Origin of the sequence: Bradyrhizobium sp. LB8.2 (assembly GCF_040548035.1) — a bacterium.
Classification (GTDB): domain Bacteria; phylum Pseudomonadota; class Alphaproteobacteria; order Rhizobiales; family Xanthobacteraceae; genus Bradyrhizobium.
The window spans coordinates 99,254-122,191 of sequence record NZ_JBEPQV010000020.1 but is presented as its reverse complement, the minus strand read 5'-3'; the positions used below and the strand labels follow the sequence as shown (position 1 = coordinate 122,191).

Genomic DNA, 22,938 nt, shown 5'->3' with positions numbered 1-22,938 from the left:
GTTTCTTCTCCCTCTCCCCGTTCGTTCGGGGAGAGGCTAAGAAAGAAAGCTCACGCCGCCTTGGCGAGCGCGGCCTTGGTCTCGGCAAAAGCCCAGTCGATCCACTGCGTCAGCCGCGCGACATCACTGGCCTCAACGGTCGCACCACACCAGATGCGCAGGCCGGCGGGCGCGTCGCGGTAGTACGCGAAGTCGTAGCCCGCGCCTTCCTTCTCGACCAGCGCCACCAGCTTCTTGGAGAAGTCAGCCTGCGCGTCCTCGGAGAGCGAGGTGATCGCGGGATCGGTGAACTTCAGGCACACCGAAGTGTTGGAGCGGATCGCGGCGTCCTTGGCGAGGAAGTCGATCCACGGCGTCTTCGCCTTCCAGTCGGCGAGCACCTTGGTGTTGGCGTCGGCGCGCGCGATCAGCGCCTTCAGGCCGCCGATCGACTTGCCCCAGTTCAGCGCGTCGAGATAATCCTCGACGCAGAGCATCGACGGCGTGTTGATAGTCTCGCCGACGAAGATGCCCTCGTTGATCTTGCCGCCCTTGGTCATGCGGAAGATCTTCGGCAGCGGCCAGGCCGGCTTGTAGGTTTCGAGCCGTTCCACCGCGCGGGGCGACAGGATCAACATGCCGTGCGCGGCCTCGCCGCCGAGCGCCTTCTGCCAGGAGAAGGTGACGACGTCGAGCTTGGCCCAGTCGAGGGCTTGCGCGAACGCGGCCGAGGTGGCGTCGCAGATGGTCAGGCCTTCGCGGGTCGCGCTGATCCAGTCGGCGTTCGGCACGCGCACGCCTGAGGTGGTGCCGTTCCAGGTGAAGACGACGTCGGACTTCGGATCGACCTTGGAGAGGTCGGGGAGTTCGCCGTAGGCAGCGTTGAGCTTGGTGACGTCCTTGAGCTTCAATTCCTTGACGATGTCGCTGACCCAGCCCTCGCCGAAAGATTCCCAGGCGAGCGTGGTGACGGGCCGCGCACCCAGCATCGACCACAGCGCCATCTCGACCGCGCCGGTATCGGAGGCCGGCACGATGCCGATGCGATAATCGACGGGCACTTCAAGCACTTCGCGCGTCAAGTCGATCGCGAGCTTGAGTTTGGTCTTGCCGACCTTCGCGCGATGCGAACGGCCGAGCGCTGCGTCCTTGAGATTTTGGGCATTCCATCCGGGGCGCTTGGCGCAGGGGCCGGAGGAAAAATGCGGCACGTTCGGCCGCGAAGCGGGCTTCGCTACAGTCATAGTCTACCCTTCCAGATAGTAAGCCTCCCGTTGGGGGGAGGTGTCCCGCCGCGGCTGATACGGGAAACGGGAAGAGTCGTCAAGGAAGTTCCGGGACCTCACGCGCGAGTGATGGCGCCTCCGGCGCGATATCCGGAGCTTCGACCACTGCAAGCGCGTTCAGCAAGCCCGTGGCATCGCTGATCAATTGCGCGGCACGGCGGCGGCTGCCAACTTTCAAAATGCATTTGTCATTGGCCTGCACAACGTAGTCGTTGCCGACCTTGATTATCGAATAGCTTTTCATCGAAATCCCCGAACCGACCGAGCCCGGTTGCAGACGCTGCCGTAGCACCGTTCGCTCCCGGTTCCACGTGAACCACGAACGGGTAGTTTATCAGCTCTTAACATGACCGAACACGCGATCCGATTTCGCTGATCGTGCAACGCTCGCGGCGCGTTGCATCAAAAGCGAACAGTCATGCCGACGTGGCTCGATGTAAATCCGAGCCGCTTGTAGAAGCGCTGCGCATCTGTTCGCGTCTGATGAGTCAGCAATTCGACCAGATTGCAGCCGCGCGCTTTCGCTTCGGTCACCGCCCATTGCACCAATTGCTCGCCGATGCCGCGGCTGCGGCAATCGGAAGCGACGCGGACATCTTCGAGCAGACCGCGCATACCGCCCTGCGAGCTGATGCCGGGCAGGATCGCGAGTTGCAGGCAGCCGACCACCCTGCCCTCGCTCTCGGCAACCACGAGCTGGAGATTTTCATCGCGCTCGATCCGCGCGAATGCCTCGTAATAGACCGCAGGCAACGGATCTTCCACGCGCTCGCGTGCGCTCCCGAGACGATCGTCGGCGAGCATCGCGACGATCGCAGCAACATCCTCGCGGCGCGCCGGACGAATGGAGACGGATTCAGCGTTCATTGCGATACTCCTGCCTCAGCGCGCCTTAACGCACCTTGGGAAGCCTGAGAAAGGTCTCGGTTTCGGCGATCCAGCGGCGGACGGCGGCAAAGCGGCCGAGATCGAAGCCGCCCTCATGCGCAACGCGGGTATAGGCGAGCAGCGACACGTCGGCGAGCGAAACCGCGTCACCAGCAAGGAAGCGGCTGCCGGCGAGATGCTGCTCCATGCGGTCGAGCGCCGCATAGCCGCGCTTGACCTTTTCAGGATCGAGCTCGGAGGCGTCCTTGCCGAGATAGACGAGCTGGAAGCGGCACACCGCGATATAGGGCTCGTGGCTGTATTGTTCCCAGAACAGCCATTCGTCCATCTTGGCGGCCGTGAAGGCATCGCGCGGAACGAGCGCGCTGTCGCGTGCGAGATAGCGGATGATGGCATTGGATTGCGCCAGCGTGCGACCATCGTCGAAGGCGACGGTTGGCACCTGGCCGGCGCCGTTCATCTCGAGAAATTGCGGCGTGCGCGTCTCGCCCTTGCGCGTATCTATTTCGATCCATCGGTAAGACAACGCGAGCTTGTCGCAGACCCACTTCACCTTTAGACAATTGCCGGAATTGGTATCGCCGTAGATCCGCATCGCTGCCCCCGCGCGTTCAGCGACAGAGCATCAGGAGGAAACAAGGCTGTCAACAGGAAGCGGACGGCTCAGAACTGGTAACCAGCGCCGACGCGGAAGTTGTTCAGGCCGACCGTGATGTCCTTCACGTTCGAAAAGCCGACATGCTCCCATTCGCCGCGAAGCAGGATGTTGCCGCAGATCGCGTACTCGACACCGATACCGGCCGTCCATCCGTACATGAAGCTGTTGGTGCGCAGCTCAGTCTTGGACAGTGTGTCCGAACCGGCGGGCAGATGTCTATGAACCGTTGTGGCTATGCCGCCGTTGACTACGACGTCGTCGAAGTCATCGTACTTCTGCCAGGATACTGTCGCAAATCTCGAAACTTCGGCGCGTCCGATTGCCAAGCCGGCAAAGGCATACGGCATGAAGTCGCCCCCGTCCCAGCCGACGCGGCCGCGGAAGGTTGCGTAATCCTTGAGCTTCAGCGCAGCACCACCACCGAGCGTGGTGGCGTAGGTATAAGTATGGCCAGTCGGAGCCGTTTCGCCAGGGAGCAATCGCGCCATGGAATCGCTCGCCGAGCTCGACAGATTGTTCATGTAGCTGTAATTGGCCTCGACGCCGAACACCGCATCGTAGAGCTGCCAATTGCGGCCGACATAGGCGCCAAACCCGGTCGACTGCACGTGGTTACTCGGCAGCAGCGCCCAGCCGCCGACCGGCGCCTGGAGGATGCTGTTGCGAAGCATGAAGTCGGTCATCGTCTTTGGGGCGTGACTGAAATCGACGTCGGTCGTGGCAAAGCCGAACTGGCCGCCGACATAGAAACCGTCCCAGTTGTGGGACGTCTTCGACAGCCCGTCCGTGAAGCTGCCGCGCAGGATGGGCAGGTCAGAGAGATCGGCCGCGTGCGCGGCAGAGACCGTCCCCAATATCGCCGCCGCCAACAAAAGCCTACGCATCGAACGCTCCATCGAACTCGAACTTTCGCTCGTGATCATGGCCCGTTAACCTTAACCAATGGTTGCGCCGGGGACTTTCGTCGCGGTGAAGCCATGAAAAATACGCAAAGCAAAACGGCGCGGGATGATCCCGCGCCGTTAAGAAGTCTAAAGCGATCAGGCTGACGATCAGCCCTTGGTGACGAGCGGCGGCATGTAGGCCGGCGGGCTGTTGAGATCCCAGCGCACGCCGAGCTTGATATCGTGCGAGGTGAGCTCCTTGATCTTGATCGTGGACGGGCCGGAGGCACTGTTGTCGAACAGGCGGTAGTTGCCGGGCGCCGCGTCGCCGAGATTCATGTAGCTGTAGGCCAGTTCGACCGTGAACCCGGGGTTGACCCTGTAGGCGAGACCGGCGTGAGCCGCCCAGGCCAAATTCCACTTCCCGTTGTCGGCGAAGTAGGCGACGCTGTTGTTCAGCAACGGGCTGTATGACACGCCGTCGTCACGGAAGCCGCTGATCTTGTTGTAGGAGCCGCCGACACCGGCGCCGATGAACGGCGTGATGCACCACCAAGTGCCGAGATCGACATAGGCATTCGCCATGACGACCCACTCGGACTTGCTGCCGCTGTAATTGTTGGAGCCAACGAAGCCGGGCGCAATGACGTTGTCCGCACCGTGCAGATTGGCCTTGCCGCGGTACTGACCGATCAAGTCGGCGCGGAACCAGTTGTTGAAGCGATAGCCGACGCCGAGATCGAACAGCGGCGAGGAGTCGAAACCGAGCCCCGTCGTCGTAGTAGGGAACGCTGCCGCAGTAGCACTGTCGATGCGCTTGGCGCTCTGGTTGGTCATGCCGACGTCGCCGCGCAGATACCAGCCGCCGAAGTCCGAGGGCGGCGGCGGGGGCGCGTACATCGGAGGGGGCGCTGCGATCGGCATGTCGGCGGCGAACGCCATCGAGGACATCAGGGTTGCCGCACCCGCGGCAAGGAGAGACTTAACGCTACGCATTGGCTTCGTCCTTTTGGCCGGTGAGGCAAATACGGCGCCTCACGTTCTGGAAACTCACGGCCCGGACGATGCCAGCAAATGTTTAAGCGCCACTTAACCCTAATTTTTAAGGTTGATTTTTTCTCAACTCACACGCCGATGCGGCAAGAGCGCTGCAAAAATGCGGCGGCTGAACGTCGCAATTGCTAACGATGTATGAAGCCGCGTTGCGGCAAGACAGGATGCGTTAACGGACGTGCCGCGGCAGCTTGGGCAGGAACACCGCGAGCAGGCCGATCGCCGGCAGATAGGCACAGACCTGGTAGACGAACTCGATCGAGGTGTGGTCGGCGAGCTTGCCGAGCACGGCCGCGCCCAGGCCCCCGATGCCGAAGGCGACGCCGAAGAACACGCCGGAGATCATGCCGAAGCGATGCGGTACCAGCTCCTGCGCGAACACGATGATCGACGACGTCGTCGAAGAGATGATCAGGCCGATGATCACCGAGAGCACCGCGCTCGCATAGAGCCCCGCATAGGGCAGCGCCAGCGTGAACGGCAGCGCGCCCAGGATCGAGATCCAGATCACGATCTTGCGGCCGTAGCGATCGCCCAGGGGACCGCCGAGAAAAGCGCCGACCGCGTTCGCTGCGAGGAAAACGAAGAGATACATCTGCGCCGCCTGGGTCGACACGCCAAAGCGGTCGATCAGATAGAAGATGTAATAGCTCGACAGGCTCGATACGTAGAGCTGTTTCGAGAACAGCAGCGCGACCAGCACGAGGAGCGCAACGGTGACGCGACGCGAGCTCGGCGCGTCGGGATGGGTCTCGATCGCGACCGTCTTCTTCGCCTTGATCTGCGGTTCGTACCAGCGGCCGATGCGCCAGAGGATGAGGATCGCGAGGAAGGCGATCGAGGAAAACCAGGCGATGCTGCCCTGCCCGAACGGCACGACGATGAGCGCGGCCAATACCGGTCCCATCGAGGTGCCAAAACTGCCGCCGAGCTGGAACACCGATTGCGCAAAGCCGTAGCGCCCGCCGGAGGCGAGCCGCGCGATGCGCGCGGATTCGGGATGAAACACCGCCGAGCCGAGACCGACCAACGCGGCGGCGACGAGGATGACGAGATATTGGTGGGCGGCGCTGAGCAGCAAGAGACCGAAGAAGGTCGAGGCCATGCCGATCGACAGCGAATAGGGCTGCGCCTTTTTGTCGGTGTAGTGGCCGACCACTGGCTGGAGCAGCGAGGCCGTGAACTGGAACGCCAGCGTGATCATGCCGATCTGCGCGAAGTCGAGCGCGTAGGTGTCCTTCAGGATCGGATACACCGAAGCGATCAGCGACTGCATGGTGTCGTTGAGGAAGTGCGAGAAGCTGATGCCGGCAAGCACGACATAGGCCGGCCCTGCGGCCGACTTCGCCGCCGGCGTCACGTCGCTGACGACGACGGGCTTGTTCAATGGAATATCCCGGCAGGCGCGGCGAACCGCCGCACGGCCTGACTACGATGACCGGGGCGGCCAAACCACCGCCAATCGTCGATGGCTGGGATGCGCCTAGGCCGCCGCCGCCTGTCCGAGCGCCGAGACGATGGTGTCGACGACGTCCTCGACCAGGATGCGGTCTTCGCCCTCGGCCATGACGCGGATCACCGGCTCGGTGCCGGAAGAGCGGATCAGCAGGCGGCCATGGCCGTTGAGCCGTTGCTCGCCGTCGGAGATCGCCGATTTGACGCTGGTGTCGTCGAGCGGCTTGCCGCCCTTGTGGCGGACGTTCTTGAGTATCTGCGGCAGCGGATCGAAGCGGTGGCAGACTTCCGACACCGGGCGGCGCAGCTTCTGCACCACGGCAAGCACCTGCAATGCGGCAACGAAGCCGTCGCCGGTGGTGGCATAGTCGGACAGGATGATGTGGCCGGACTGCTCGCCACCGAGATTGTAGCCGCCGTTCAGCATCTGCTCGAGCACGTAGCGGTCGCCGACCGGCGTGCGCACGAGATCGAGCCCCTGCTCTTTCAGGAAACGTTCGAGGCCGAGATTGGACATCACGGTGGCGACGATGCCCGGCCGCGACAGCCGTCCGTCTTCCTTCCAGCTCTGCGCGATCACCGCGAGCAACTGGTCGCCGTCGACGATATGGCCGCGCTCGTCGACCAGGATGACGCGGTCGGCGTCGCCGTCGAGCGCGATACCGATATCGGCGCGCATCTCGCGCACCTTCTTCGACAAGGCTTCCGGCGAGGTGGAGCCGCATTCCTTGTTGATGTTGAAGCCATCGGGCTCGACGCCGATCGGAATCACGTCGGCGCCCAGCTCCCACAGCGCTTCCGGCACCACCTTGTAGGCGGCGCCATTGGCGCAATCGACCACGACGCGCAGGCCGTCGAGCGACAGATCGCGCGGCAGCGTGCGCTTGGCGAATTCGATATAGCGGTCATGCACGCCGTCGATGCGGCGGGCGCGGCCGAGACTGGCGCTCTGTGCGAGACGCTTGCCGATGGGCTCGTCGAGCAGCTGCTCGATCTGCTTCTCCACGTCGTCGGAGAGCTTGAAGCCCTGCGGGCCGAACAGCTTGATGCCGTTGTCCTCGAACAGATTGTGCGAGGCCGAGATCATCACGCCGAGATCGGCGCGCATCGACTTGGTCAGCATCGCCACCGCCGGCGTCGGCATCGGGCCGACCAGCAGCACGTCCATACCGACCGAGGTGAAGCCCGCGACCATCGCGTATTCGATCATGTAGCCGGACAGCCGGGTGTCCTTGCCGATCACGACCCGGTGGCGGTGGTCACCGCGCTGAAACGCAAGGCCTGCGGCCTGGCCGACCTTGAGCGCGAGCTCCGGCGTGATCAGTCCGTTGGCGCGGCCCCGGATCCCGTCCGTCCCGAAATATTTGCGGCTCATATCGTCCCCCACGCAACAACCAGGGGTCCCCACTACAACCTTCGGGTGCCCCAACGGGCCCCGCATCCCTGATTTGCTGAGCTCTTATAGAGCCATCACGGCTAACTTGGCTTCAAAAAATATGATCAATCATTACGGAACCCGGCGCGCCACGGCGCCGATAACGTCTTGTTAACACTATATTCCCGGCGAAAAATGCCGAAAACAGCGCGGAACCCGCCCCTAGCCGGAGCGCTTCACATGGCCGTCGCCGCGGCTCGGCGCCGGCTGGGTGACGTTGACGGGATCGGAGCCCGGAAAGGTCTCTTCCAGACCTTCTTCCAGCGCTTCCTCGAGATCATGCTTCTCCTTGATCTCTTCCGGGGTCGGTCCGGCGTGCGGTCTCGTCATGGCGACCTCCTCTCCACAAAGGATGCAAACGATTTGGCTGAGCATCCAACCATGCTAGATGACCCCTCGATCTTCCGATGCAAGACTTCCGATGCAAGACTCCTGATGCAAAGACGGGCCGGGGAAAAATTCATGAAGCATATCACCTGTATCGACGATCTTCGCACACTGCATCAGCGCCGCGTGCCGAAGGCGTTCTTCGATTATTGCGACCGCGGCTCCTACGCCGAGGAAACGCTGCGCGCCAACCGCGATGACATGCAGGCGATCAAGTTCCGCCAGCGCATCCTGGTCGACGTCTCCAAACGCGACACCGCGACCACGATCCTCGGCGAGCCCTCGACCATGCCGCTGATGCTGGCGCCTGTGGGCCTGCTCGGCATGCAACATGGCGATGGTGAGATCCATGCCTGCCGCGCCGCGCAAGCCGCCGGTATCCCGTTCACGCAGTCGACGATGTCGATCTGCTCGATCGAGGACATCGCGGCCAATGTCGAGAAGCCGTTCTGGTTCCAGCTCTACGTGATGAAGGACCGCGGCTTCATCAAGGAGCTGATCCAGCGCGCGATGGCGGCCAAGTGCAGCGCCCTCGTGCTCACCGTCGACCTCCAGGTCATCGGCCAGCGCCATGCCGACATCAAGAACGGCATGACGATCCCCCCCGAGTGGACGCTGTCGAAATTTTTGGATTTCGCGACCAAGCCGGCGTGGGTCTCCGGCGTGCTGCAGGGCAAGCGCCGCACCTTCGGCAACATCGCCGGCCACGTGAAGAACACCGAGGACCTCAATCGCCTCGCGGAATGGACCGCCTCGCAGTTCGACACCTCGCTGAACTGGAAGGACATCGAGTGGGTCCGCAGCATCTGGCCGGGCAAGCTCGTCATCAAGGGCATTCTGGACGTCGAGGACGCCGAGGAGGCCGCCAAGACCGGCGCGCAGGCCCTCGTCGTGTCGAACCATGGCGGCCGTCAGCTCGACGGCGCCCCGTCATCGATCGAGGTGCTGCCCGAGATCGCCGACGCGGTCGGTGACAGGATGGAGATCATGTTCGACGGCGGCATCCGCTCCGGCCAGGACGTGATGCGCGCGCTCGCGCTCGGCGCAAAGTCCTGCATGATCGGCCGCGCCTACGCCTACGGCCTGGGCGCCGGGGGCCAGGCCGGCGTCGCCAAGGCGATCGACATCATCCAGAAGGAGCTGCTCACCACCATGGGCCTGTGCGGCGTCAACAGGATCGACGAGATCGACGATCATATCATTGCGATGTGAAGCGCCGCAGGGTGGGCAAAGCGAAAGCATGCCCACCCTTTTTGCCGCGATCGTTGAAAGATGGTGGGCACGGCGCTTGCGCGCCTTTGCGCACCCTACGGCTCTGCCAGTTTCACGCCTCACATCGGCGGCGTCACGCCGTCCCTGCCGACATTCACCCGGTTGGCTTCCAGCGAACCATCGTCCTTCTTCGCCGCACCAAAAATGATCAGCTTGGCGCCCGGCTTGAGCTCGGATTTGTCGCTGGCGACGAAGGTGACGATCGGCGTGTCCGGCGGAACCACGACTTTCTTCTCACCGTCCTTGTACTTGACCGTGATGTTCTGGCCGTCGGTGCCCTTCACCGTCTGTGAGACCGTGGCGTTGGTCATGGTCGAGTTGGCGCGGGCGTCCCAGGGACGAAAACCTTCGGCCGCGCCGCGCTGGTTTTCGGGAAAGATGTGCACGGCGATCGCCTTCTGGGTGCCGTCGGGCTCGGGCAGGCCGGTGACGCCGATATAGGAGCCGTCCTTGATCTCCGACAACGAGGTCTTCACCACCGCGAAGACGGCAACGTTGTCGGTCATGCGCACTTTCACGTCAGTACCCTCGCGGGCCTTGATATCGAGCATGTTGCCGTCGATGCTCTCGATGGTTCCGCGGATGCGGACCGTCGGCGCCTGCTGCGCCGAGACGGATGACGTAATAACGATGCAAGCGGCGAATGCGGCCACGACGAGGCGTGGCATCCAGTTGTTCACTTTCGGCATGATATCCCTCCAGGGAGGAGCGGCGATCAATACGGCAACCCCGCGTGACCACCGCTATTCCCGGCTGCAATAATCACATCGGCGGTGTCAGACCATCGCGTCCGACGCTGACGCGGTTGGTCTCGAATGAGCCGTCCGGCAGCTGCTTCATGAAGGCGATCACCTTGGCGCCGGCCTTCAGATCGGATTTGTCGCCGGGCACGAAGGTCACCACCGGCGTGCTGTCGGCGACGAACACCTTCTTCTCGCCGTCCTTGTACTTGACCAGCAGCGTATGGCCGTCATTGCCGACCACGCTCTCCGACACGGTCGCATTGGTCATGCTGGAGTTGGGCTTGAGGTCATAGGGCCGCGAGCCCTCGCCGGTGCCGCGCATGCTCTCCGGAAACACGTGGACCTCGACCGCGTTCGCACCGCCGTCCGGTCCCGGCACGGTGGTGGCGCCGACGAAGGAGCCGGCCTTGATGTCGGCGAGTGAAATCCTCGTAATGCCTGACACGTTCACGTCGGAGGCGATGTGGAGCTTGACATCCTCACCACTGCGCGACTTGACTTGCATCGTATCGCCATTGACGCTTTCGATCGTGCCGCGCACGCGCGTCGGCACCGGCGCCCTTTGCGCAAGTGCCGAGAGGGTCGAGACGGCCACCATCGCGACGGCGATGAGCGGACGTGTGAAAGTTGCACGTTGAACAGACATGATGGTCTCCGATTGTCCCTATTGTCCCTACGGACATAGAACGCCGGAGATTACGCGCTATTCTCTCAAGTCTTTGTGAGATCGGCCTCGACCAGCGCGCGCAGCTCAGCCGTGACCTGCGGCCGCTGGCCGAACCACAGCTCGAAGCCGCGAACCGCCTGATGCAGCAGCATGCCTAGGCCGTCGGCGGTCTTCAGCCCGCGCGCCTTTGCGGCCGCCAGCAGCGGCGTCATCAGCGGAACATAGACGAGATCGGCGACCACGGCGCCATCCGGCAGGCGGGCGACTTCAACGTCGAGTGAAGGCTGACCGTGCATGCCGAGCGAGGTCGTGTTCACGAGAAGTTTTGCGCGCGGCAGGAGGTCGTTCACGCTATCCCATGTAACAGGATGCACGTTCGGTCCGAACTGTCTTGCAAGCGTCTCGGCCCGCGCGATGGTGCGGTTGGCGAGATGGATGCGCTTGAAGCCGCGTTCGAGCAGCCCGAACACGATCGCACGCGAGGAGCCGCCGGCGCCCAGCACCAGCGCCTCGCCGGCTGCGTCCCATCCGGGCGCGCTGGCGTCGAGATTGCCGATGAAACCCTCGACGTCGGTGTTGGTCGAGCGCAGCTCGCCGTCCGCAAACCACAGCGTGTTGGCCGCTCCGACCGCCTGCGCGCGGGCATCAGGCTTCGAGAGCTCAAGCACGCTCTCCTTGTGCGGGATGGTGACGTTAGCGCCCGCGAAGCCGCGCAGTGACAGCCGCAGCACGAAGTCGCGCAAATTATCGGGTGGAACCGCCTCGATGAGATAGCCGCCCTCGATCCCGAGCGTGCGCAGCCAGTAATGGTGGATCAGCGGCGAGCGCGAATGCGCGGCCGGCCATCCGATCAGACAGGCTGCGGGAGCCTTGGTCACGGTCATCCTTCCCTGGGGAGCGTCGGAGGCGATCCATTTCGCGTCCCGCGGGCCCTGTCAAGCGCGCGGACGCCCCGGGAAGGCCGCGGCGCTAGGCCGTGCCCGCGTCATCGCCCGCGAGCTGGGCCGTGCGGCCCTTGATGTCGGCGACGGCACGCGCGATGGTCTCGCGATAACGCGCTCGCGGCGGCGTGACGCCATGGGTGAGCAGCGCGCGGCGAACCGCAGGCGATGCCCCGGTGATGAACAGCCGGATGCCCTGCCGGTGGGCTTTTGCGGCGACGCGTCCCAGCACGTTGGCCGCCGTCGAATCCAGGAACGGCACTGCGGCGAAGTCGACCACGAAGCCCTTGCGCTTGTCGGCAATGCCGTCGAGCACGCTGCCGATCGCCGAGGCGGCGCCGAAGAAGAACGCGCCGGTGATGCGATAGACCAGCACGTCGCGATCGACCGCGAGCGCGGGGTCGTAAGGCACGCGCTCGCCATTGCCGTCATCGGGACGATCGGCGGCCACCAGCGGCGAACGTTCCTCGATGCCCGTCATTTCCGCCATGCGATGGATGAACAGCACCGCGCCAAGCGCGAAGCCGACCAAAATGCCTTCGGTCAGATCGCGGAAGATGGTGAGCAGGAAAGTTGCGAGCAGCACGACGGCATCGCCCCACGACGAGCGCAGGAGCGTCGCGAATTCGTGCTTCTCTGCCATGGTCCAGGCCACCACGACGAGCACGGCGGCGAGCGCGGCCAGCGGGATGTAGCTCGCGAGCGGCGCCGCGATCAGCATGAACAGCAGCAGGAAGATCGAATGCAGCATGCCCGCGAGCGGCCCCCGCGCGCCGGCGCGGATGTTGGTCGCGGTGCGCGCGATCAGCCCGGTGACGCAGATGCCGCCGAACAGCGCCGCGCCGACATTGGCGGCGCCTTGCGCCACCAGCTCGCAATTGGAGCGGTGACGGCGTCCGGTCATGCCGTCGGCCACCACCGCCGACAGCAGCGATTCGATGGCGGCGAGCAGCGCGAAGGCGATCGCATCCGGCAGCACGGCGGTCGCCTTCGCGAGCGAGAACGCAGGCAAGGCCGGCGCGGGCAGTTCGCGCGGAATGCCGCCGAAGCGCGATCCGACGGTCTCGACCGGCAGCGACAGCACGGCACATGCGGCCGCCGCGAGCACGACCGCGATCAGGATGCCCGGCCAGGACGGCCGCCAGCGTCGCAGGCCGGCGATGATGGCAATGCTGACGATCGCGACCGCGACGGCCGACGGATTGACGGTGTGCAGCCCCCCGGCGAGCGCGACGAGTTTTGGGACGAATTCGCTCGGCTCTTTCGCGACCAGCGTGATCCCGCCGAGATCGCGCAGCTGGCTCGCGAAGATGATGACGGCGATGCCGGCCGTGAAGCCGACCGTCACCGGATACGGAATGAACTTGATATAGGTGCCGATCCGCAGGAAGCCCGCGGCGATCAGGAACAGGCCCGCCATCAGCGTGGCGAGGACCACGCCGTCAACGCCGTGACGGTCGGCGGTCGCCGCAACCAGCACAATGAAGGCGCCGGCCGGGCCGCCGATCTGGAACCGGCTGCCGCCGAGCAGTGACGCAATGAAGCCGCCGACAACAGCGGTGTAGAGTCCGCGATCCGGCGTCACGCCCGAAGCGATCGCGATCGCCATCGACAGCGGCAGCGCGACGATTGCGACCGTGAGGCCCGCGAACACATCGGCGCGGAAATCCGACAAGCCATAGCCCTCGCGCCACACGGTGACGAGCTTCGGCAGATAGAGTTCGGTAAAGGTCGGCCGACGAAGCTGGTGCAGCTTGCCTGCGTGTTCGCCTGTGATGCTCATGCCCTGCCCACACCGCTCCGATGCATCGTGCGGCCGCGTATCGGGGCGCGACGGTGCGTTAGTTAAGTCTGCTCCCGAGCATGATCATTGCGGGATCACGCTCCAACCCGACGCGGCGGCCCCGGCTGTTTCAGCCGAACGCCACGTCCGCCGCCTTCGCTGCGCGCCTGTTCGCCGATCAGCTCGACGCCGGCCCGATCAAAGGCTTCGACCACCTTCATCAAGGTCTCGACCACGCCGCGAACGTTGCCGGTGCTCGCCTCCATCCGCTGAATGGTCGGCAGCGAAACGCCTGCGAGCTCCGCCAAGGCCCTCTGGTCAATGCCGAGCAGCGCGCGCGCTGCCCGCATCTGGAACGACGTGATCACCTTGGCCTCACGTATGAGAGATTATAAGTGATGTCTGGAGCATGCACAATGATGTAAAATACATCAATCCGGGCCGAGCGCAAGAGGGCGCTTGCCGCCACGGGCTGTGCGTCTCCCTCTCCCCGTAACAACGGGAAGAGGGCGAGAGCGTGCGTCTGTTACTGCGAGAGGCGGCTCACGCCGCGTGCTGATGCGCGGCGATGATCTGGTCGGCGGCGCGGCCGGTCACTTCGGCCATGTGGTCGAACTGACGGGTGAAGCTGCCGGCGCCTGCCGTGGCCGAGCGCAGCTCGACGATCAACTCGCCGATCTCGGCTTCCGGCATCATGGCGCGGACGCAGTCCCATCCGCTCCAGCCGTCGCGGGTGTCGAAGCCGAGGATCTGGCCGCGCCGCGCCGACAGGATCGCGTTGATCTTGGCGGTGGCATCGGTCGGACAGACGATCTCGACCACGTGGATCGGCTCCAGCAGCACCGACTGGCATAACGGAAGGCCTTCATTCAGCCCGACCCGCGCCGCCGTGCGGAAGGCGAGGTCGGAGGAATCGACGCTGTGATAGGAGCCGTCGGTCAGCGTCACCTGCAAATCGGTGACCGGGAAACCGAGCGGACCGCGTGTGAGCCCGTCGACGACGCCCTCTTCCACCGCGCCGATGTAGTTGCGCGGCACCGCGCCGCCGACCACCTTCTCGGCGAACTTGAAGCCGTCGCCGCGCGGCAGCGGCTTGATGTCGAGCACGACATCGCCGAACTGGCCGTGGCCGCCGGACTGCTTCTTGTGGCGGCCGCGCTGGACGATCGGCTTGCGGATGGTCTCCTGATAGCCGATCGCGGGAGGATGCGAGGCAACTTTGACGCCAAAGCGGTCGCGCAGCCGCTCGCTCGCGACGCGCAGGTGCATCTCGCCCTGTCCCCACAGCACGGTGTCGTGGGTCTGGGCGTTCATCACGAAGACGAGCGAAGGATCCTCCTCGTGCAGCCGCGTCAGCGCCTGGCCGAGCTTGACGTCGTCCTTGCGGTCGGTGGCCGCAACCGAGATCGCGAGCACCGGCGGCGTCGGCTCGCTGGCTGCGAGCGCAGCCGGCTGGGTCTTGCCGTTCGAGACCGTGTCGCCGGTGCTTATGGGATCGAGCTTGGCGAGCGCCACCGTGTCGCCGGCTTCCGCCGCGCCACGCTTGGTGTCGTAGGCGCCGGTGACGGCGAGGATCCCGGAGATGCGGCTGGCTCCGCCGGAGGAGGATTGCAGCGTGGCACCGTCGTCGAGATGGCCGGCGAGCAGCCGCGTCAGCGACAGCTTGCCGCCGTGCTGCGAATGCAGCGTCTTGAACACGAAGCCGAGCGCATCCCTGGTCTCGGGAACGCCGAGACGTTTTGCGGTCTCCGCGACACCGGGCGCCTCATGGCGCAGCGCTTTCATCAGGCGCAGCACGCCGTTTTCGCGTGCGGCGGCGCCTATCAGCACCGGACATATCTGCCCCTCACGCAATTCGCGGGCGAGATCGTCGAACACCGCATCGCGCGGCGGCTGGATGTCCTCGAGCAGCTGCTCCATCAGCGCATCGTCATGATCTGCGAGCTTCTCCAGCATCGAGAAGCGGGCTTCCTTCTCGCGATCGAGATCGCCGCCTTCGAGCGCGACCACTTCGGAGGCCTTGTGCTCGCGGTAGACGAACGCGCGTTCCAGCGCGAGATCGACGAAGCCCTCGATCAGCTCGTTGTTCCAGATCGGGATCTGGCGCAGCACCAGCGGCACGCGCGAGGCGGGCTGGAGCATCTCGAGCGTCTCGCGGATGCGATTGTTGGCGCGGTCGATCTTGTTGAGGAACAGGAAACGCGGGATCTTCAGCTCCTCCAGCTCGCGCAGGATGATCTGAAGCTGCGGCAGCTTCTTCTCGTCGGCTTCGCAGACCACGATTGCGGCGTCGATCGCGGGCAGCGCGGCGCGCATGTCGTGGGCGAACTCGACGGAACCGGGACAATCGAGGAAGGTGTAGCTGTCGCCCATAAAATTCGTGGTGGCGGCAGTGAGCCCGACGGTCATCTTATGATGACGGGCTTCGGCACTGGCGTCGCCGACGGAGGTTCCGGCATCGACGCTGCCGGCGCGCGGGATCGCGCCCGTTCGCGCCAGGATTGCTTCGAGGAGTGTGGTTTTACCGCTTTGGAAAGGGCCCACCAGCGCTATGCACCGTGGACCTCGGGGACTTCTGACGTCTTGTCCCATTCGCCGCCTCCTTGGTGTGGAGCTCGGCCCATGATTGGGTCGGCAAGCGCAGATGCTCTGCCCGTCCCCGAGATTTGGCAAGCATCAAAAATCGCTGCGGTGCGTCGTCAGTGAGATCAGGTTATTGACGGCCAGCTCTTAACGGCCGGGGCGAAGTTCCAGGCTCTCAAGCCCGGCCGCGACGTTGAGGCCGACCTGGCCCTGCACGCTGAGCGGCTGGAGCGCGATCGAATTGTTGGAGCCGCCGACCAGCACGTTGCCGCCGAGACCGATGCCGACCGAGGCACTGCCCTGCGCGCCCGCATAGGTGCCCGAGAGGTCGCCCGGTCCGAGCCGGTCGACCGGCGCGAACACGCCCCAGGCCAGCGCGGTCTCCTGGGTGATGCCGATATCGAGGCCGACTTTGCGGATGGTCGCGACGTAGCGATCCTCCGGCAAGCCCTCGGCGCGCAGGACGCAGCCGAGATTGGTCACCGATCCCACGATGAAGCCGACGCTGGCGCCGCCGCGGCATTCGAGCACGCCGACCCGCACCATCCGCTGCTGCGCGTCGGCGACCACGACCGAGGCAACGAGGCTGGCGGCGGCGATCCCGGCGAGAAGGAGTGAACGGCGCATGAAATATCTCCGGCGATGAACGTGATGCGAGCAGAGATGCACGCCTACCCGTGACGCAATGGTCTATGGCACAACATTCCCTGCGGTGCCAGATTGCGTGCAGGAATAAAAAAGGCCCGCGCGAAGCGGGCCTTTTCATTCCAGTTCGTTTCGTCGTGACAGGCTTAGCGCAGATTGCCGCAGAAGCGCTGGATGCGATTGCAGGCGTCTTCGAGGTCCGAGGTCTTGGTCGCGTAAGAGATGCGGAACGCAGGTCCAAGCCCGAACGCCGAACCCTGCACGACGGCAACGCCTTCGGTCTCGAGCAGCTCGGTCACGAATGTCTCGTCGTTGTCGATCACCTTGCCCGACGGCGCGGTCTTGCCGATCGTGCCGGCGCAGGACGGATAGACGTAGAAGGCGCCTTCGGGACGCGGGCACTCGATGCCCTTGGCCTGGTTGAGCATGGAGACGACGAGGTCGCGGCGCTCCTTGAACACCTTGTTGTTGGCGGGGATGAAGTCCTGCGGACCGTTCAGCGCCTCAACCGCGGCCCATTGCGCGATCGACGACGGGTTCGACGTCGACTGCGACTGGATCGTCGACATCGCCTTGATGAGCTGCGCCGGACCACCGGCATAGCCGATGCGCCAGCCGGTCATGCAATAGGCCTTCGACACGCCGTTCACGGTCAGCGTGCGGTCGTAGAGTTTCGGCTCGACCTGCGCGACCGTGGTGAACTGGAAGTCGTCATAGACGAGGTGCTCGTACATGTCGTCGGTCATGACCCAAACATGCGGATGCTTGACCAGCACGTCGGTGAGCGCCTTCAGCTCGGTCCTCGTGTAGGCAGCTCCCGTCGGGTTCGACGGCGAGCACAGGATCACCCATTTGGTCTTTGGCGTGATCGCGCGCTCGAGCGCATCGGCCTGGAGCTTGAAGCCAGTCGCGGCGGTGCAGACCACCGGCACCGGCTCGCCGCCGGCGAGCGCCACCATCTCGGGATAGCTGACCCAGTACGGCGCGGGGATGATCACCTCGTCGCCCGGATTGATGGTTGCCATCAGCGCGTTGTAGAGCACCTGCTTGCCGCCGGTGCCGACGATGATCTGGTTTGCCTTGTAGACGACGCCGTTCTCGCGCTGAAACTTGGCGATGATGGCTTCCTTCAACTCGGGAATGCCGTCGACCGCAGTGTACTTGGTCTTGCCGGCTTCGATGGCGCGGATCGCCGCCAGCTTGATGTTGGCGGGCGTGTCGAAGTCGGGCTCGCCGGCGCCGAGGCCGATGACGTTGCGGCCGGCCGCTTTCAGCGCACGTGCTTTATCCGTGACCGCGATGGTGGCGGACGGCTTCACACGGTCGAGCGCAGCGGCAAGGAAGGGCATCGTCATCTCCTGACAAGCGTCGTGAACCCTTTGGCCTCACGACTCCGATTGTGGGAATGAACCACCCTAAAACGAGTGCCGTTGCACCGCAAGAAACTTCGGTCCGATCTCGCAAAAGTTTACGGGTCTGGAGCGTTTCGAGACTGGATTCTTCGCAATTTTCCGCAACTTTGCCAGGCAAATCCCACATATCCGACAAGGCTTGTCCTCGGAGCAATTTTGCGTGTTGGCGACAGCAGGTCGTCTTGCCCGGGCTGTCCCGGGCATCGACGTTCTTTGGTGATGCAGTGAGATCGTGGATGGCCGGGACATAGGCCGGAAGCGACGCCGTCTTTCGGGCGGCTATGCCCGGCCATAACAAGGTGAAGGCTTCAGCGCACGCCTCGTGCGTAACGATGCGCACACGAATTGACGCAAGCGTGAACTGAATTGCATGGTCGCACGGAAATGATCTTCCGCCGCGTTGCAATGCGGTAGGGTTTTCGAGTTTTTCTATTGGCGGGCCCTTGCAGCGGATTCGCATCGGCATCATTGTTTAGCCGCGTTGCAGGGCAACAAGCGCCGCGCCTTCCCGTCTTCCGGAATCATCCTCAGAATGTACAAGCTCTATTCGATGCAACGCTCGGGCAACAGCTACAAGGTCCGCCTTGCGCTGGCGCTGTTGAACTTGCCTTACGAAGCGGTCGAGGTGGACATTCTGCGCGGCGAGAGCCGCACCCCGGACTTCCTGGCCAAGAACCCGTCCGGTCAGGTGCCGCTGCTCGAGGTCGGCGACGATCGCTATCTCGCCGAGTCCAACGCCATCCTCTGGTATGTCGCCGTCGGCACTCCGCTCGCGCCGGAGAACCGCATCGATCGTGCCGAAGCGCTGCAGTGGATGTTCTTTGAGCAGCACGCGTTGGAGCCGAACATCGGCGCGGCCTATTTCTGGCTGTCGCTGGTGAGGGGCGGCCGCGACCTGCAGACCCATTCGCTGGAGGACTGGATGGAGCGCGGCTATGGCGCCCTCCAGGTGATGGAAAACCACCTCAAGACCAACGCCTATTTCGCCGCCCGCCAGCTCACGGTCGCCGACATCGCGCTGTACGGTTATACCCACCTTGCCGACCGCTGCGACTTCGACCTCTCGACCTTCCCGGCGATCCGGGACTGGCTGGAGCGCGTGGAAGCGGCCCCCGGCTTCGTCGCAATGGAGTGGCGGCCGGCCGACATCGAGGACCCCGCCAGCATCGCCGCGGGCGCTTGACGGAGCGATCGCGCTCTGGCGAATAGCGGGCACAAGGGTCTTCCTTGCCGCAATCTCGCCATTTTCGGCGTGCCGGCCGCCGCAATATTGCCGGTTGCCACGGTGAAATTGTTCGATGTCGTGGGTGATTCGCTCGCGCGTTGAAGGATTTAGACCATGATACGGGCGTCCGGCGCGGCGGGCTTTCAAGGCCAACCCGCTACCGTTTCGTCTTCCCGGCTGACCAACGCGGTCGCGGCCTCGCTTGCCGTTGCCGCGCTCTCGCTGTGCCTGATCGTCACCCTGACAGTGCTGTCGACCAAGGCGACCATGGCGATGGGCCTGCCGGTCTGATTCCCGTTTCATCCTGGACTCGCCTTCAAGGCGCCGCGTGCCCCGCGCCGACCGGCATCGCGACAGGACGTCGATGAAATCACCTGTGGTAGTCGTTGCGATCACCCTGACTGCGGCCATCCTCGTCGCGGCATCGCTGCTGATATTGGTCGGCACGCGCAAGGGCCCGGGGACGTCGACCCTGAACGCGCCCGCGCTGCAACAACGCGTCAAGCACGCGCACTTGGTCTAAAATCATCCGAAAGCTTTGCGCTTGGACGCAAGTCCGCGTTAAGCGCGCCGCGCGAAACCGCATCGCATTGGCGCAACGATCAGTCAGTGTTGCCGCCTTACCTCGTTCAGGGAGGAGCGAGACAGCCCCATGCGGTTCGGATGGCGTGTGATCTTCGGTCCGGCGCTGACGGCAGCGACTGCGCTGCTGACGATGCTTTTCGATCGTTTTGTCCCCACTCCCTCGCCTGCGCCGCTGCTGGTCTGCATCGTGGCGCTTGCCGGCGCGCTCTCGGGCCTCGCGCCCGCCGTCGCCAGCGCAGCCGTCGCCGTCATCGGCGCGGCGCTGCTGTTGCTCAGCCAGCACGGCATTTCCGGCCTTACCACGGCGGATCTGGTTCAGCTCGGCCTCCTGACAATGACGGCCGCGGGCACCGCGGGCATCACCGGCCTGATGCGCGGGCGGCTGCTCGGCATTTTTGCCGCCGAGCGTCAGAGCCACGCCACCGCCGCGCGGCTGTCGGCCGCGCTCGACCAGGCCGATATCGGCATCGTGCTGCTCGATGCCGAGACGCGCGCCGAGTTCATCAACCGCGCGTTCCGCGATTATTTTGCGGTACCGGACGACATCGCCGACGGCAAGCCGCCATTCATCGCGCTGATGTATCACGGCCGCGACACCGGCGCGTTCGAATTGCCCGAGGACGAGCTCGGCACCTTCATCGCCCAGCGCATGGAGATGGTGCGGATCGGCGATGCCACGCCGATCAACATCGCCTTGCGCAATGGCGAGGTGTTGCGCTTCGTGTGCGCCGCGCTGCCCGATGGCGGGCGCATGTTGAGCTACACGCCCGTGACCGACCTCGTGCGGCATACCGATGCGCCGTCCCGCGCCGACTACTACCGCTCGCTGCGCGATCCCGCGGGCCGCAAGCTGATCCGCTATCTGCGCGTCGCGGAGTAGTGCGCGATTGATCAGCACGTCCATCATCAAGTATGAAGGACGCTCATCGATCGCGGGAATTTCATATGTCGCTCACCATTCGCTCCGTCACGAGGCAGGACTACGAACAATGGCTGCCGTTGTGGGACGGCTACAACGCCTTCTACGGCCGCTCGGGCCCGACTGCGCTCGCCCCCGAAATCACGCGCGTGACGTGGCAGCGCTTTTTCGATGCCTATGAGCCGGTGCACGGATTGGTCGCCGAGAGCGACGGCCGCCTGCTCGGGATGACGAATTATCTCTTTCACCGCAGCACCACCGCGATCGAGCCGTCCTGCTATTTGCAGGACCTGTTCACGACTGAGGCTGCTCGCGGCAAAGGTGTCGGCTCGGCGCTGATCCACGGCGTCTACGAGCGCGCGAAACTCGCGGGAGCCCCGCGCGTCTACTGGCAGACGCACGAAACCAACGTCACGGCGCAGCGCCTGTACGATAAGGTCGCCGAGCGCTCCGGCTTCATCGTCTATCGCAAGATCTTCTGATTCTCGTGATCGCGAGCCCTGTGGATAACTTTGCCTGTCACCCGCGCGTAACATGGCGGGACTAGGTTGCACCTGCGTCTGATCAGGCCCCCCGTCACCGATCAAGCGCTCCAAGCGGTCCCCGTCAGTCGCCGCGTCTGACAGGGGCCGCATTTTTTGTCGGCAGTTGCTTGTCGGCAGTTCCTTGTCGGTAGTTCCTTGTCGGCAATCCGTTGTCGGTATGGCAGCAACGCGGCTGGCGGCTTGCTGCTGCGGCGTACGGCGGTCACAATGCGCCGCTGCTCATCTGACAGGGATCTCCCATGGAAATTCGCAATCTCGGCGCCTCCGGCCTGCGCGTGTCTGCGGTTGGGCTCGGCTGCAACAATTTCGGCCAACGCACCGACCTGGAGACCTCGCGCAAGGTGATCCATCGCGCGCTCGATCTCGGCATCACGCTGTTCGACACCGCGGACGTCTATTCGAACATGGGTGGTTCGGAAAATGTACTCGGCGCCGTGCTGGGCGATCGCCGCAAGGACATCGTGCTGGCGACGAAATATTCCAAGCCGATGGCGGAAGACGGAACCAAGCAGGGCGCCTCGCGCCGCTACATCATGGACGCCGTGGACGCGAGCCTGAAGCGGCTGAAGACCGATTATATCGATCTCTACCAGCAGCACGATTTTGACCCACTGACGCCGATCGAGGAGAGCTTGCGCGCCCTCGACGATCTCGTCCGTCAAGGCAAGGTACGCTACATCGGCAATTCGAACTTTCCGGCCTGGCGGGTCGCTGAGGCGGAGTACGTCGCACGCGCGATGAATGTCAGCCGCTTCATCTCCTGCCAGGACGAATACTCCCTCGTCGTGCGCGACATCGAGAAGGATCTGCTGCCGGCCGCGCAGGAATACAAGCTCGGTCTGTTGCCGTTCTTCCCGCTCGCAAGCGGACTTCTGACCGGCAAATACAGAAAGGGGGAGACCGCGCCTGATGACTCCCGCTTCGGCAAGGTGCCGCGGCTGCGCGACCGCTACGTCACGCCGCGCAACGAGGACATCGTCGAGAAGCTCACGGCCTTCGCGAAGGTACGCGGCCACAGCATGCTCGAGCTCGCCTTCTCCTGGCTCGCCGCACGCCCGCAAGTGTCGAGCGTGATCGCCGGCGCGACCCGCGTCGAGCAGGTCGAGGAGAACGTGAGGGCGATCGCGTGGAAGCTCGGTGCGGATGATCTTGCCGAGATCGACAAGATCGCGCTGGGCTGAACTCTGCGGCGGCGTGCTACTTCGCGCCGCGTCCCACAGTCTGCATCACCTCAAAGCCTTCGAACTGGGGATGGCCGAGATACAGCGGCTTGTTGTCGCCGGCGCGCTGATGCGCGGCACGAAACGCCTCCGACTGGGTCCAGGCCTCGAACGCGGCGTGGTTGGCCCAGAGCGTGTGCGAGGCGTACAGGGTGTGGTCCTCGAGCTCGGGACCGCGCAGCAGATGAAACTCGACAAAGCCCGGCACCTTGTCCAGATGGGTATCGCGCGAAAGCCAGACCTGCTCGAAAGCGGTTTCGGAGCCTTTGGTGACGCGGAAGCGGTTCATGGCGATGTACATGGGTGATGGTCTCCTGATGTTCGGCTGATCATGTCGCCATTCCGGGACGCGCCGCAAGGCGCGAACCCGGAA

Annotated in this window: 25 protein-coding genes; 7 read left to right on the top strand and 18 right to left on the bottom strand. The window is 64.2% G+C overall.

Annotation, left to right across the window (positions count from 1 at the left end):
- Positions 1–50 precede the first annotated feature (50 nt).
- From ABIB06_RS23600 to ABIB06_RS23560, 9 genes are all read right to left on the bottom strand, one after another.
- The gene (locus tag ABIB06_RS23600; RefSeq protein ID WP_354052572.1) at positions 51–1,223 is read right to left on the bottom strand and encodes a phosphoserine transaminase; all 1,173 of its coding nucleotides are present in this window, start codon (positions 1,221–1,223) and stop codon (positions 51–53) included.
- Positions 1,224–1,302: 79 nt separating this feature from the next.
- Positions 1,303–1,509 (bottom strand): hypothetical protein, encoded by a 207-nt coding sequence (locus ABIB06_RS23595; protein ID WP_354052574.1) that lies wholly within the window; start codon positions 1,507–1,509, stop codon positions 1,303–1,305.
- Between the two features lie 158 nt (positions 1,510–1,667).
- A complete protein-coding gene (locus tag ABIB06_RS23590) occupies positions 1,668–2,132 on the bottom strand; it encodes a GNAT family N-acetyltransferase (protein ID WP_354052576.1) in 465 nt (154 codons plus the stop codon).
- Positions 2,133–2,157: 25 nt separating this feature from the next.
- Positions 2,158–2,748 (bottom strand): glutathione S-transferase family protein, encoded by a 591-nt coding sequence (locus ABIB06_RS23585; RefSeq protein WP_354052578.1) that lies wholly within the window; start codon positions 2,746–2,748, stop codon positions 2,158–2,160.
- A gap of 68 nt (positions 2,749–2,816) precedes the next feature.
- The gene (locus ABIB06_RS23580; protein ID WP_354052580.1) at positions 2,817–3,695 is read right to left on the bottom strand and encodes an outer membrane protein; all 879 of its coding nucleotides are present in this window, start codon (positions 3,693–3,695) and stop codon (positions 2,817–2,819) included.
- A gap of 168 nt (positions 3,696–3,863) precedes the next feature.
- Positions 3,864–4,691: an outer membrane protein gene (locus ABIB06_RS23575; protein WP_247353070.1), complete on the bottom strand. Its 828-nt coding sequence runs from the start codon at positions 4,689–4,691 to the stop codon at positions 3,864–3,866.
- Positions 4,692–4,917: 226 nt separating this feature from the next.
- Positions 4,918–6,135, bottom strand: a complete 1,218-nt coding sequence (locus ABIB06_RS23570; RefSeq protein ID WP_354052581.1) for an MFS transporter — start codon at positions 6,133–6,135, stop codon at positions 4,918–4,920.
- 96 nt (positions 6,136–6,231) lie between these two features.
- Positions 6,232–7,578 carry a phosphoglucosamine mutase gene (gene glmM / locus ABIB06_RS23565; protein ID WP_247447639.1) on the bottom strand — a complete coding sequence of 449 codons (1,347 nt, stop codon included), beginning with the start codon at positions 7,576–7,578 and terminating at the stop codon, positions 6,232–6,234.
- Positions 7,579–7,800: 222 nt separating this feature from the next.
- A complete protein-coding gene (locus ABIB06_RS23560) occupies positions 7,801–7,968 on the bottom strand; it encodes a hypothetical protein (RefSeq protein ID WP_247447640.1) in 168 nt (55 codons plus the stop codon).
- A 132-nt stretch (positions 7,969–8,100) separates the two neighbouring features.
- Between ABIB06_RS23560 and ABIB06_RS23555 the strand changes: the two genes are divergently transcribed.
- Positions 8,101–9,237, top strand: a complete 1,137-nt coding sequence (locus tag ABIB06_RS23555; protein WP_354052584.1) for an alpha-hydroxy acid oxidase — start codon at positions 8,101–8,103, stop codon at positions 9,235–9,237.
- Between the two features lie 119 nt (positions 9,238–9,356).
- On the opposite strand, the gene ABIB06_RS23550 is transcribed toward ABIB06_RS23555, so the two are convergent.
- The 8 genes from ABIB06_RS23550 to ABIB06_RS23515 all read right to left on the bottom strand — a co-directional run bounded on the left by ABIB06_RS23550 (position 9,357) and on the right by ABIB06_RS23515 (position 18,008).
- Entirely contained in the window at positions 9,357–9,986 is a 630-nt protein-coding gene (locus ABIB06_RS23550; RefSeq protein ID WP_502916560.1) for a hypothetical protein, read from the bottom strand.
- A gap of 73 nt (positions 9,987–10,059) precedes the next feature.
- A complete protein-coding gene (locus ABIB06_RS23545) occupies positions 10,060–10,686 on the bottom strand; it encodes a hypothetical protein (RefSeq protein ID WP_247353065.1) in 627 nt (208 codons plus the stop codon).
- Positions 10,687–10,751: 65 nt separating this feature from the next.
- The gene (locus ABIB06_RS23540; protein WP_354052587.1) at positions 10,752–11,591 is read right to left on the bottom strand and encodes a shikimate dehydrogenase; all 840 of its coding nucleotides are present in this window, start codon (positions 11,589–11,591) and stop codon (positions 10,752–10,754) included.
- 85 nt (positions 11,592–11,676) lie between these two features.
- A complete protein-coding gene (locus tag ABIB06_RS23535; RefSeq protein ID WP_247353062.1) occupies positions 11,677–13,431 on the bottom strand; it encodes a SulP family inorganic anion transporter in 1,755 nt (584 codons plus the stop codon).
- A 95-nt stretch (positions 13,432–13,526) separates the two neighbouring features.
- Complete coding sequence (locus ABIB06_RS23530; RefSeq protein WP_247353060.1) at positions 13,527–13,799, bottom strand: helix-turn-helix domain-containing protein; 273 nt, start codon at positions 13,797–13,799, stop codon at positions 13,527–13,529.
- Positions 13,800–13,974: 175 nt separating this feature from the next.
- On the bottom strand, positions 13,975–16,023 hold the full coding sequence (locus ABIB06_RS23525) for an elongation factor G (RefSeq protein WP_354052590.1): 2,049 nt from the start codon (positions 16,021–16,023) through the stop codon (positions 13,975–13,977).
- A 138-nt stretch (positions 16,024–16,161) separates the two neighbouring features.
- Positions 16,162–16,641 (bottom strand): DUF992 domain-containing protein, encoded by a 480-nt coding sequence (locus ABIB06_RS23520; RefSeq protein WP_354052591.1) that lies wholly within the window; start codon positions 16,639–16,641, stop codon positions 16,162–16,164.
- A gap of 164 nt (positions 16,642–16,805) precedes the next feature.
- On the bottom strand, positions 16,806–18,008 hold the full coding sequence (locus ABIB06_RS23515; RefSeq protein WP_354052593.1) for a pyridoxal phosphate-dependent aminotransferase: 1,203 nt from the start codon (positions 18,006–18,008) through the stop codon (positions 16,806–16,808).
- 595 nt (positions 18,009–18,603) lie between these two features.
- Between ABIB06_RS23515 and ABIB06_RS23510 the strand changes: the two genes are divergently transcribed.
- The 6 genes from ABIB06_RS23510 to ABIB06_RS23485 all read left to right on the top strand — a co-directional run bounded on the left by ABIB06_RS23510 (position 18,604) and on the right by ABIB06_RS23485 (position 22,526).
- Positions 18,604–19,254 carry a glutathione S-transferase family protein gene (locus tag ABIB06_RS23510; RefSeq protein WP_354052594.1) on the top strand — a complete coding sequence of 217 codons (651 nt, stop codon included), beginning with the start codon at positions 18,604–18,606 and terminating at the stop codon, positions 19,252–19,254.
- 156 nt (positions 19,255–19,410) lie between these two features.
- Positions 19,411–19,587 (top strand): hypothetical protein, encoded by a 177-nt coding sequence (locus ABIB06_RS23505; protein WP_247353051.1) that lies wholly within the window; start codon positions 19,411–19,413, stop codon positions 19,585–19,587.
- 73 nt (positions 19,588–19,660) lie between these two features.
- Positions 19,661–19,819, top strand: a complete 159-nt coding sequence (locus ABIB06_RS23500) for a hypothetical protein (RefSeq protein WP_247353050.1) — start codon at positions 19,661–19,663, stop codon at positions 19,817–19,819.
- A 129-nt stretch (positions 19,820–19,948) separates the two neighbouring features.
- The gene (locus ABIB06_RS23495) at positions 19,949–20,761 is read left to right on the top strand and encodes a PAS-domain containing protein (RefSeq protein ID WP_247353048.1); all 813 of its coding nucleotides are present in this window, start codon (positions 19,949–19,951) and stop codon (positions 20,759–20,761) included.
- Between the two features lie 65 nt (positions 20,762–20,826).
- Entirely contained in the window at positions 20,827–21,282 is a 456-nt protein-coding gene (locus ABIB06_RS23490) for a GNAT family N-acetyltransferase (protein WP_247447649.1), read from the top strand.
- A gap of 302 nt (positions 21,283–21,584) precedes the next feature.
- Positions 21,585–22,526 carry an aldo/keto reductase gene (locus ABIB06_RS23485; protein ID WP_354052596.1) on the top strand — a complete coding sequence of 314 codons (942 nt, stop codon included), beginning with the start codon at positions 21,585–21,587 and terminating at the stop codon, positions 22,524–22,526.
- Between the two features lie 16 nt (positions 22,527–22,542).
- On the opposite strand, the gene hmuQ is transcribed toward ABIB06_RS23485, so the two are convergent.
- Complete coding sequence (gene hmuQ, locus ABIB06_RS23480; RefSeq protein ID WP_354052598.1) at positions 22,543–22,866, bottom strand: heme-degrading protein HmuQ; 324 nt, start codon at positions 22,864–22,866, stop codon at positions 22,543–22,545.
- Between the last annotated feature and the right edge of the window lie 72 nt (positions 22,867–22,938).

Excerpts from the sequence above, each read along its gene's own strand:
- ABIB06_RS23560 (WP_247447640.1), bottom strand. The coding sequence starts at position 7,968 with ATGACGAGACCGCACGCCGGACCGACCCCGGAAGAGATCAAGGAGAAG.
- ABIB06_RS23540 (WP_354052587.1), bottom strand. The coding sequence starts at position 11,591 with ATGACCGTGACCAAGGCTCCCGCAGCCTGTCTGATCGGATGGCCGGCC.
- ABIB06_RS23505 (WP_247353051.1), top strand. The coding sequence starts at position 19,411 with ATGATACGGGCGTCCGGCGCGGCGGGCTTTCAAGGCCAACCCGCTACC.
- ABIB06_RS23585 (WP_354052578.1), bottom strand. The coding sequence starts at position 2,748 with ATGCGGATCTACGGCGATACCAATTCCGGCAATTGTCTAAAGGTGAAG.
- glmM (WP_247447639.1), bottom strand. The coding sequence starts at position 7,578 with ATGAGCCGCAAATATTTCGGGACGGACGGGATCCGGGGCCGCGCCAAC.
- ABIB06_RS23600 (WP_354052572.1), bottom strand. The coding sequence starts at position 1,223 with ATGACTGTAGCGAAGCCCGCTTCGCGGCCGAACGTGCCGCATTTTTCC.
- ABIB06_RS23575 (WP_247353070.1), bottom strand. The coding sequence starts at position 4,691 with ATGCGTAGCGTTAAGTCTCTCCTTGCCGCGGGTGCGGCAACCCTGATG.
- ABIB06_RS23545 (WP_247353065.1), bottom strand. The coding sequence starts at position 10,686 with ATGTCTGTTCAACGTGCAACTTTCACACGTCCGCTCATCGCCGTCGCG.
- hmuQ (WP_354052598.1), bottom strand. The coding sequence starts at position 22,866 with ATGTACATCGCCATGAACCGCTTCCGCGTCACCAAAGGCTCCGAAACC.
- ABIB06_RS23515 (WP_354052593.1), bottom strand. The coding sequence starts at position 18,008 with ATGCCCTTCCTTGCCGCTGCGCTCGACCGTGTGAAGCCGTCCGCCACC.
- ABIB06_RS23580 (WP_354052580.1), bottom strand. The coding sequence starts at position 3,695 with ATGCGTAGGCTTTTGTTGGCGGCGGCGATATTGGGGACGGTCTCTGCC.
- ABIB06_RS23535 (WP_247353062.1), bottom strand. The coding sequence starts at position 13,431 with ATGAGCATCACAGGCGAACACGCAGGCAAGCTGCACCAGCTTCGTCGG.
- ABIB06_RS23485 (WP_354052596.1), top strand. The coding sequence starts at position 21,585 with ATGGAAATTCGCAATCTCGGCGCCTCCGGCCTGCGCGTGTCTGCGGTT.
- ABIB06_RS23500 (WP_247353050.1), top strand. The coding sequence starts at position 19,661 with ATGAAATCACCTGTGGTAGTCGTTGCGATCACCCTGACTGCGGCCATC.
- ABIB06_RS23510 (WP_354052594.1), top strand. The coding sequence starts at position 18,604 with ATGTACAAGCTCTATTCGATGCAACGCTCGGGCAACAGCTACAAGGTC.
- ABIB06_RS23490 (WP_247447649.1), top strand. The coding sequence starts at position 20,827 with ATGTCGCTCACCATTCGCTCCGTCACGAGGCAGGACTACGAACAATGG.
- ABIB06_RS23550 (WP_502916560.1), bottom strand. The coding sequence starts at position 9,986 with ATGCCGAAAGTGAACAACTGGATGCCACGCCTCGTCGTGGCCGCATTC.
- ABIB06_RS23555 (WP_354052584.1), top strand. The coding sequence starts at position 8,101 with ATGAAGCATATCACCTGTATCGACGATCTTCGCACACTGCATCAGCGC.
- ABIB06_RS23495 (WP_247353048.1), top strand. The coding sequence starts at position 19,949 with ATGCGGTTCGGATGGCGTGTGATCTTCGGTCCGGCGCTGACGGCAGCG.
- ABIB06_RS23595 (WP_354052574.1), bottom strand. The coding sequence starts at position 1,509 with ATGAAAAGCTATTCGATAATCAAGGTCGGCAACGACTACGTTGTGCAG.
- ABIB06_RS23525 (WP_354052590.1), bottom strand. The coding sequence starts at position 16,023 with ATGGGACAAGACGTCAGAAGTCCCCGAGGTCCACGGTGCATAGCGCTG.
- ABIB06_RS23520 (WP_354052591.1), bottom strand. The coding sequence starts at position 16,641 with ATGCGCCGTTCACTCCTTCTCGCCGGGATCGCCGCCGCCAGCCTCGTT.
- ABIB06_RS23590 (WP_354052576.1), bottom strand. The coding sequence starts at position 2,132 with ATGAACGCTGAATCCGTCTCCATTCGTCCGGCGCGCCGCGAGGATGTT.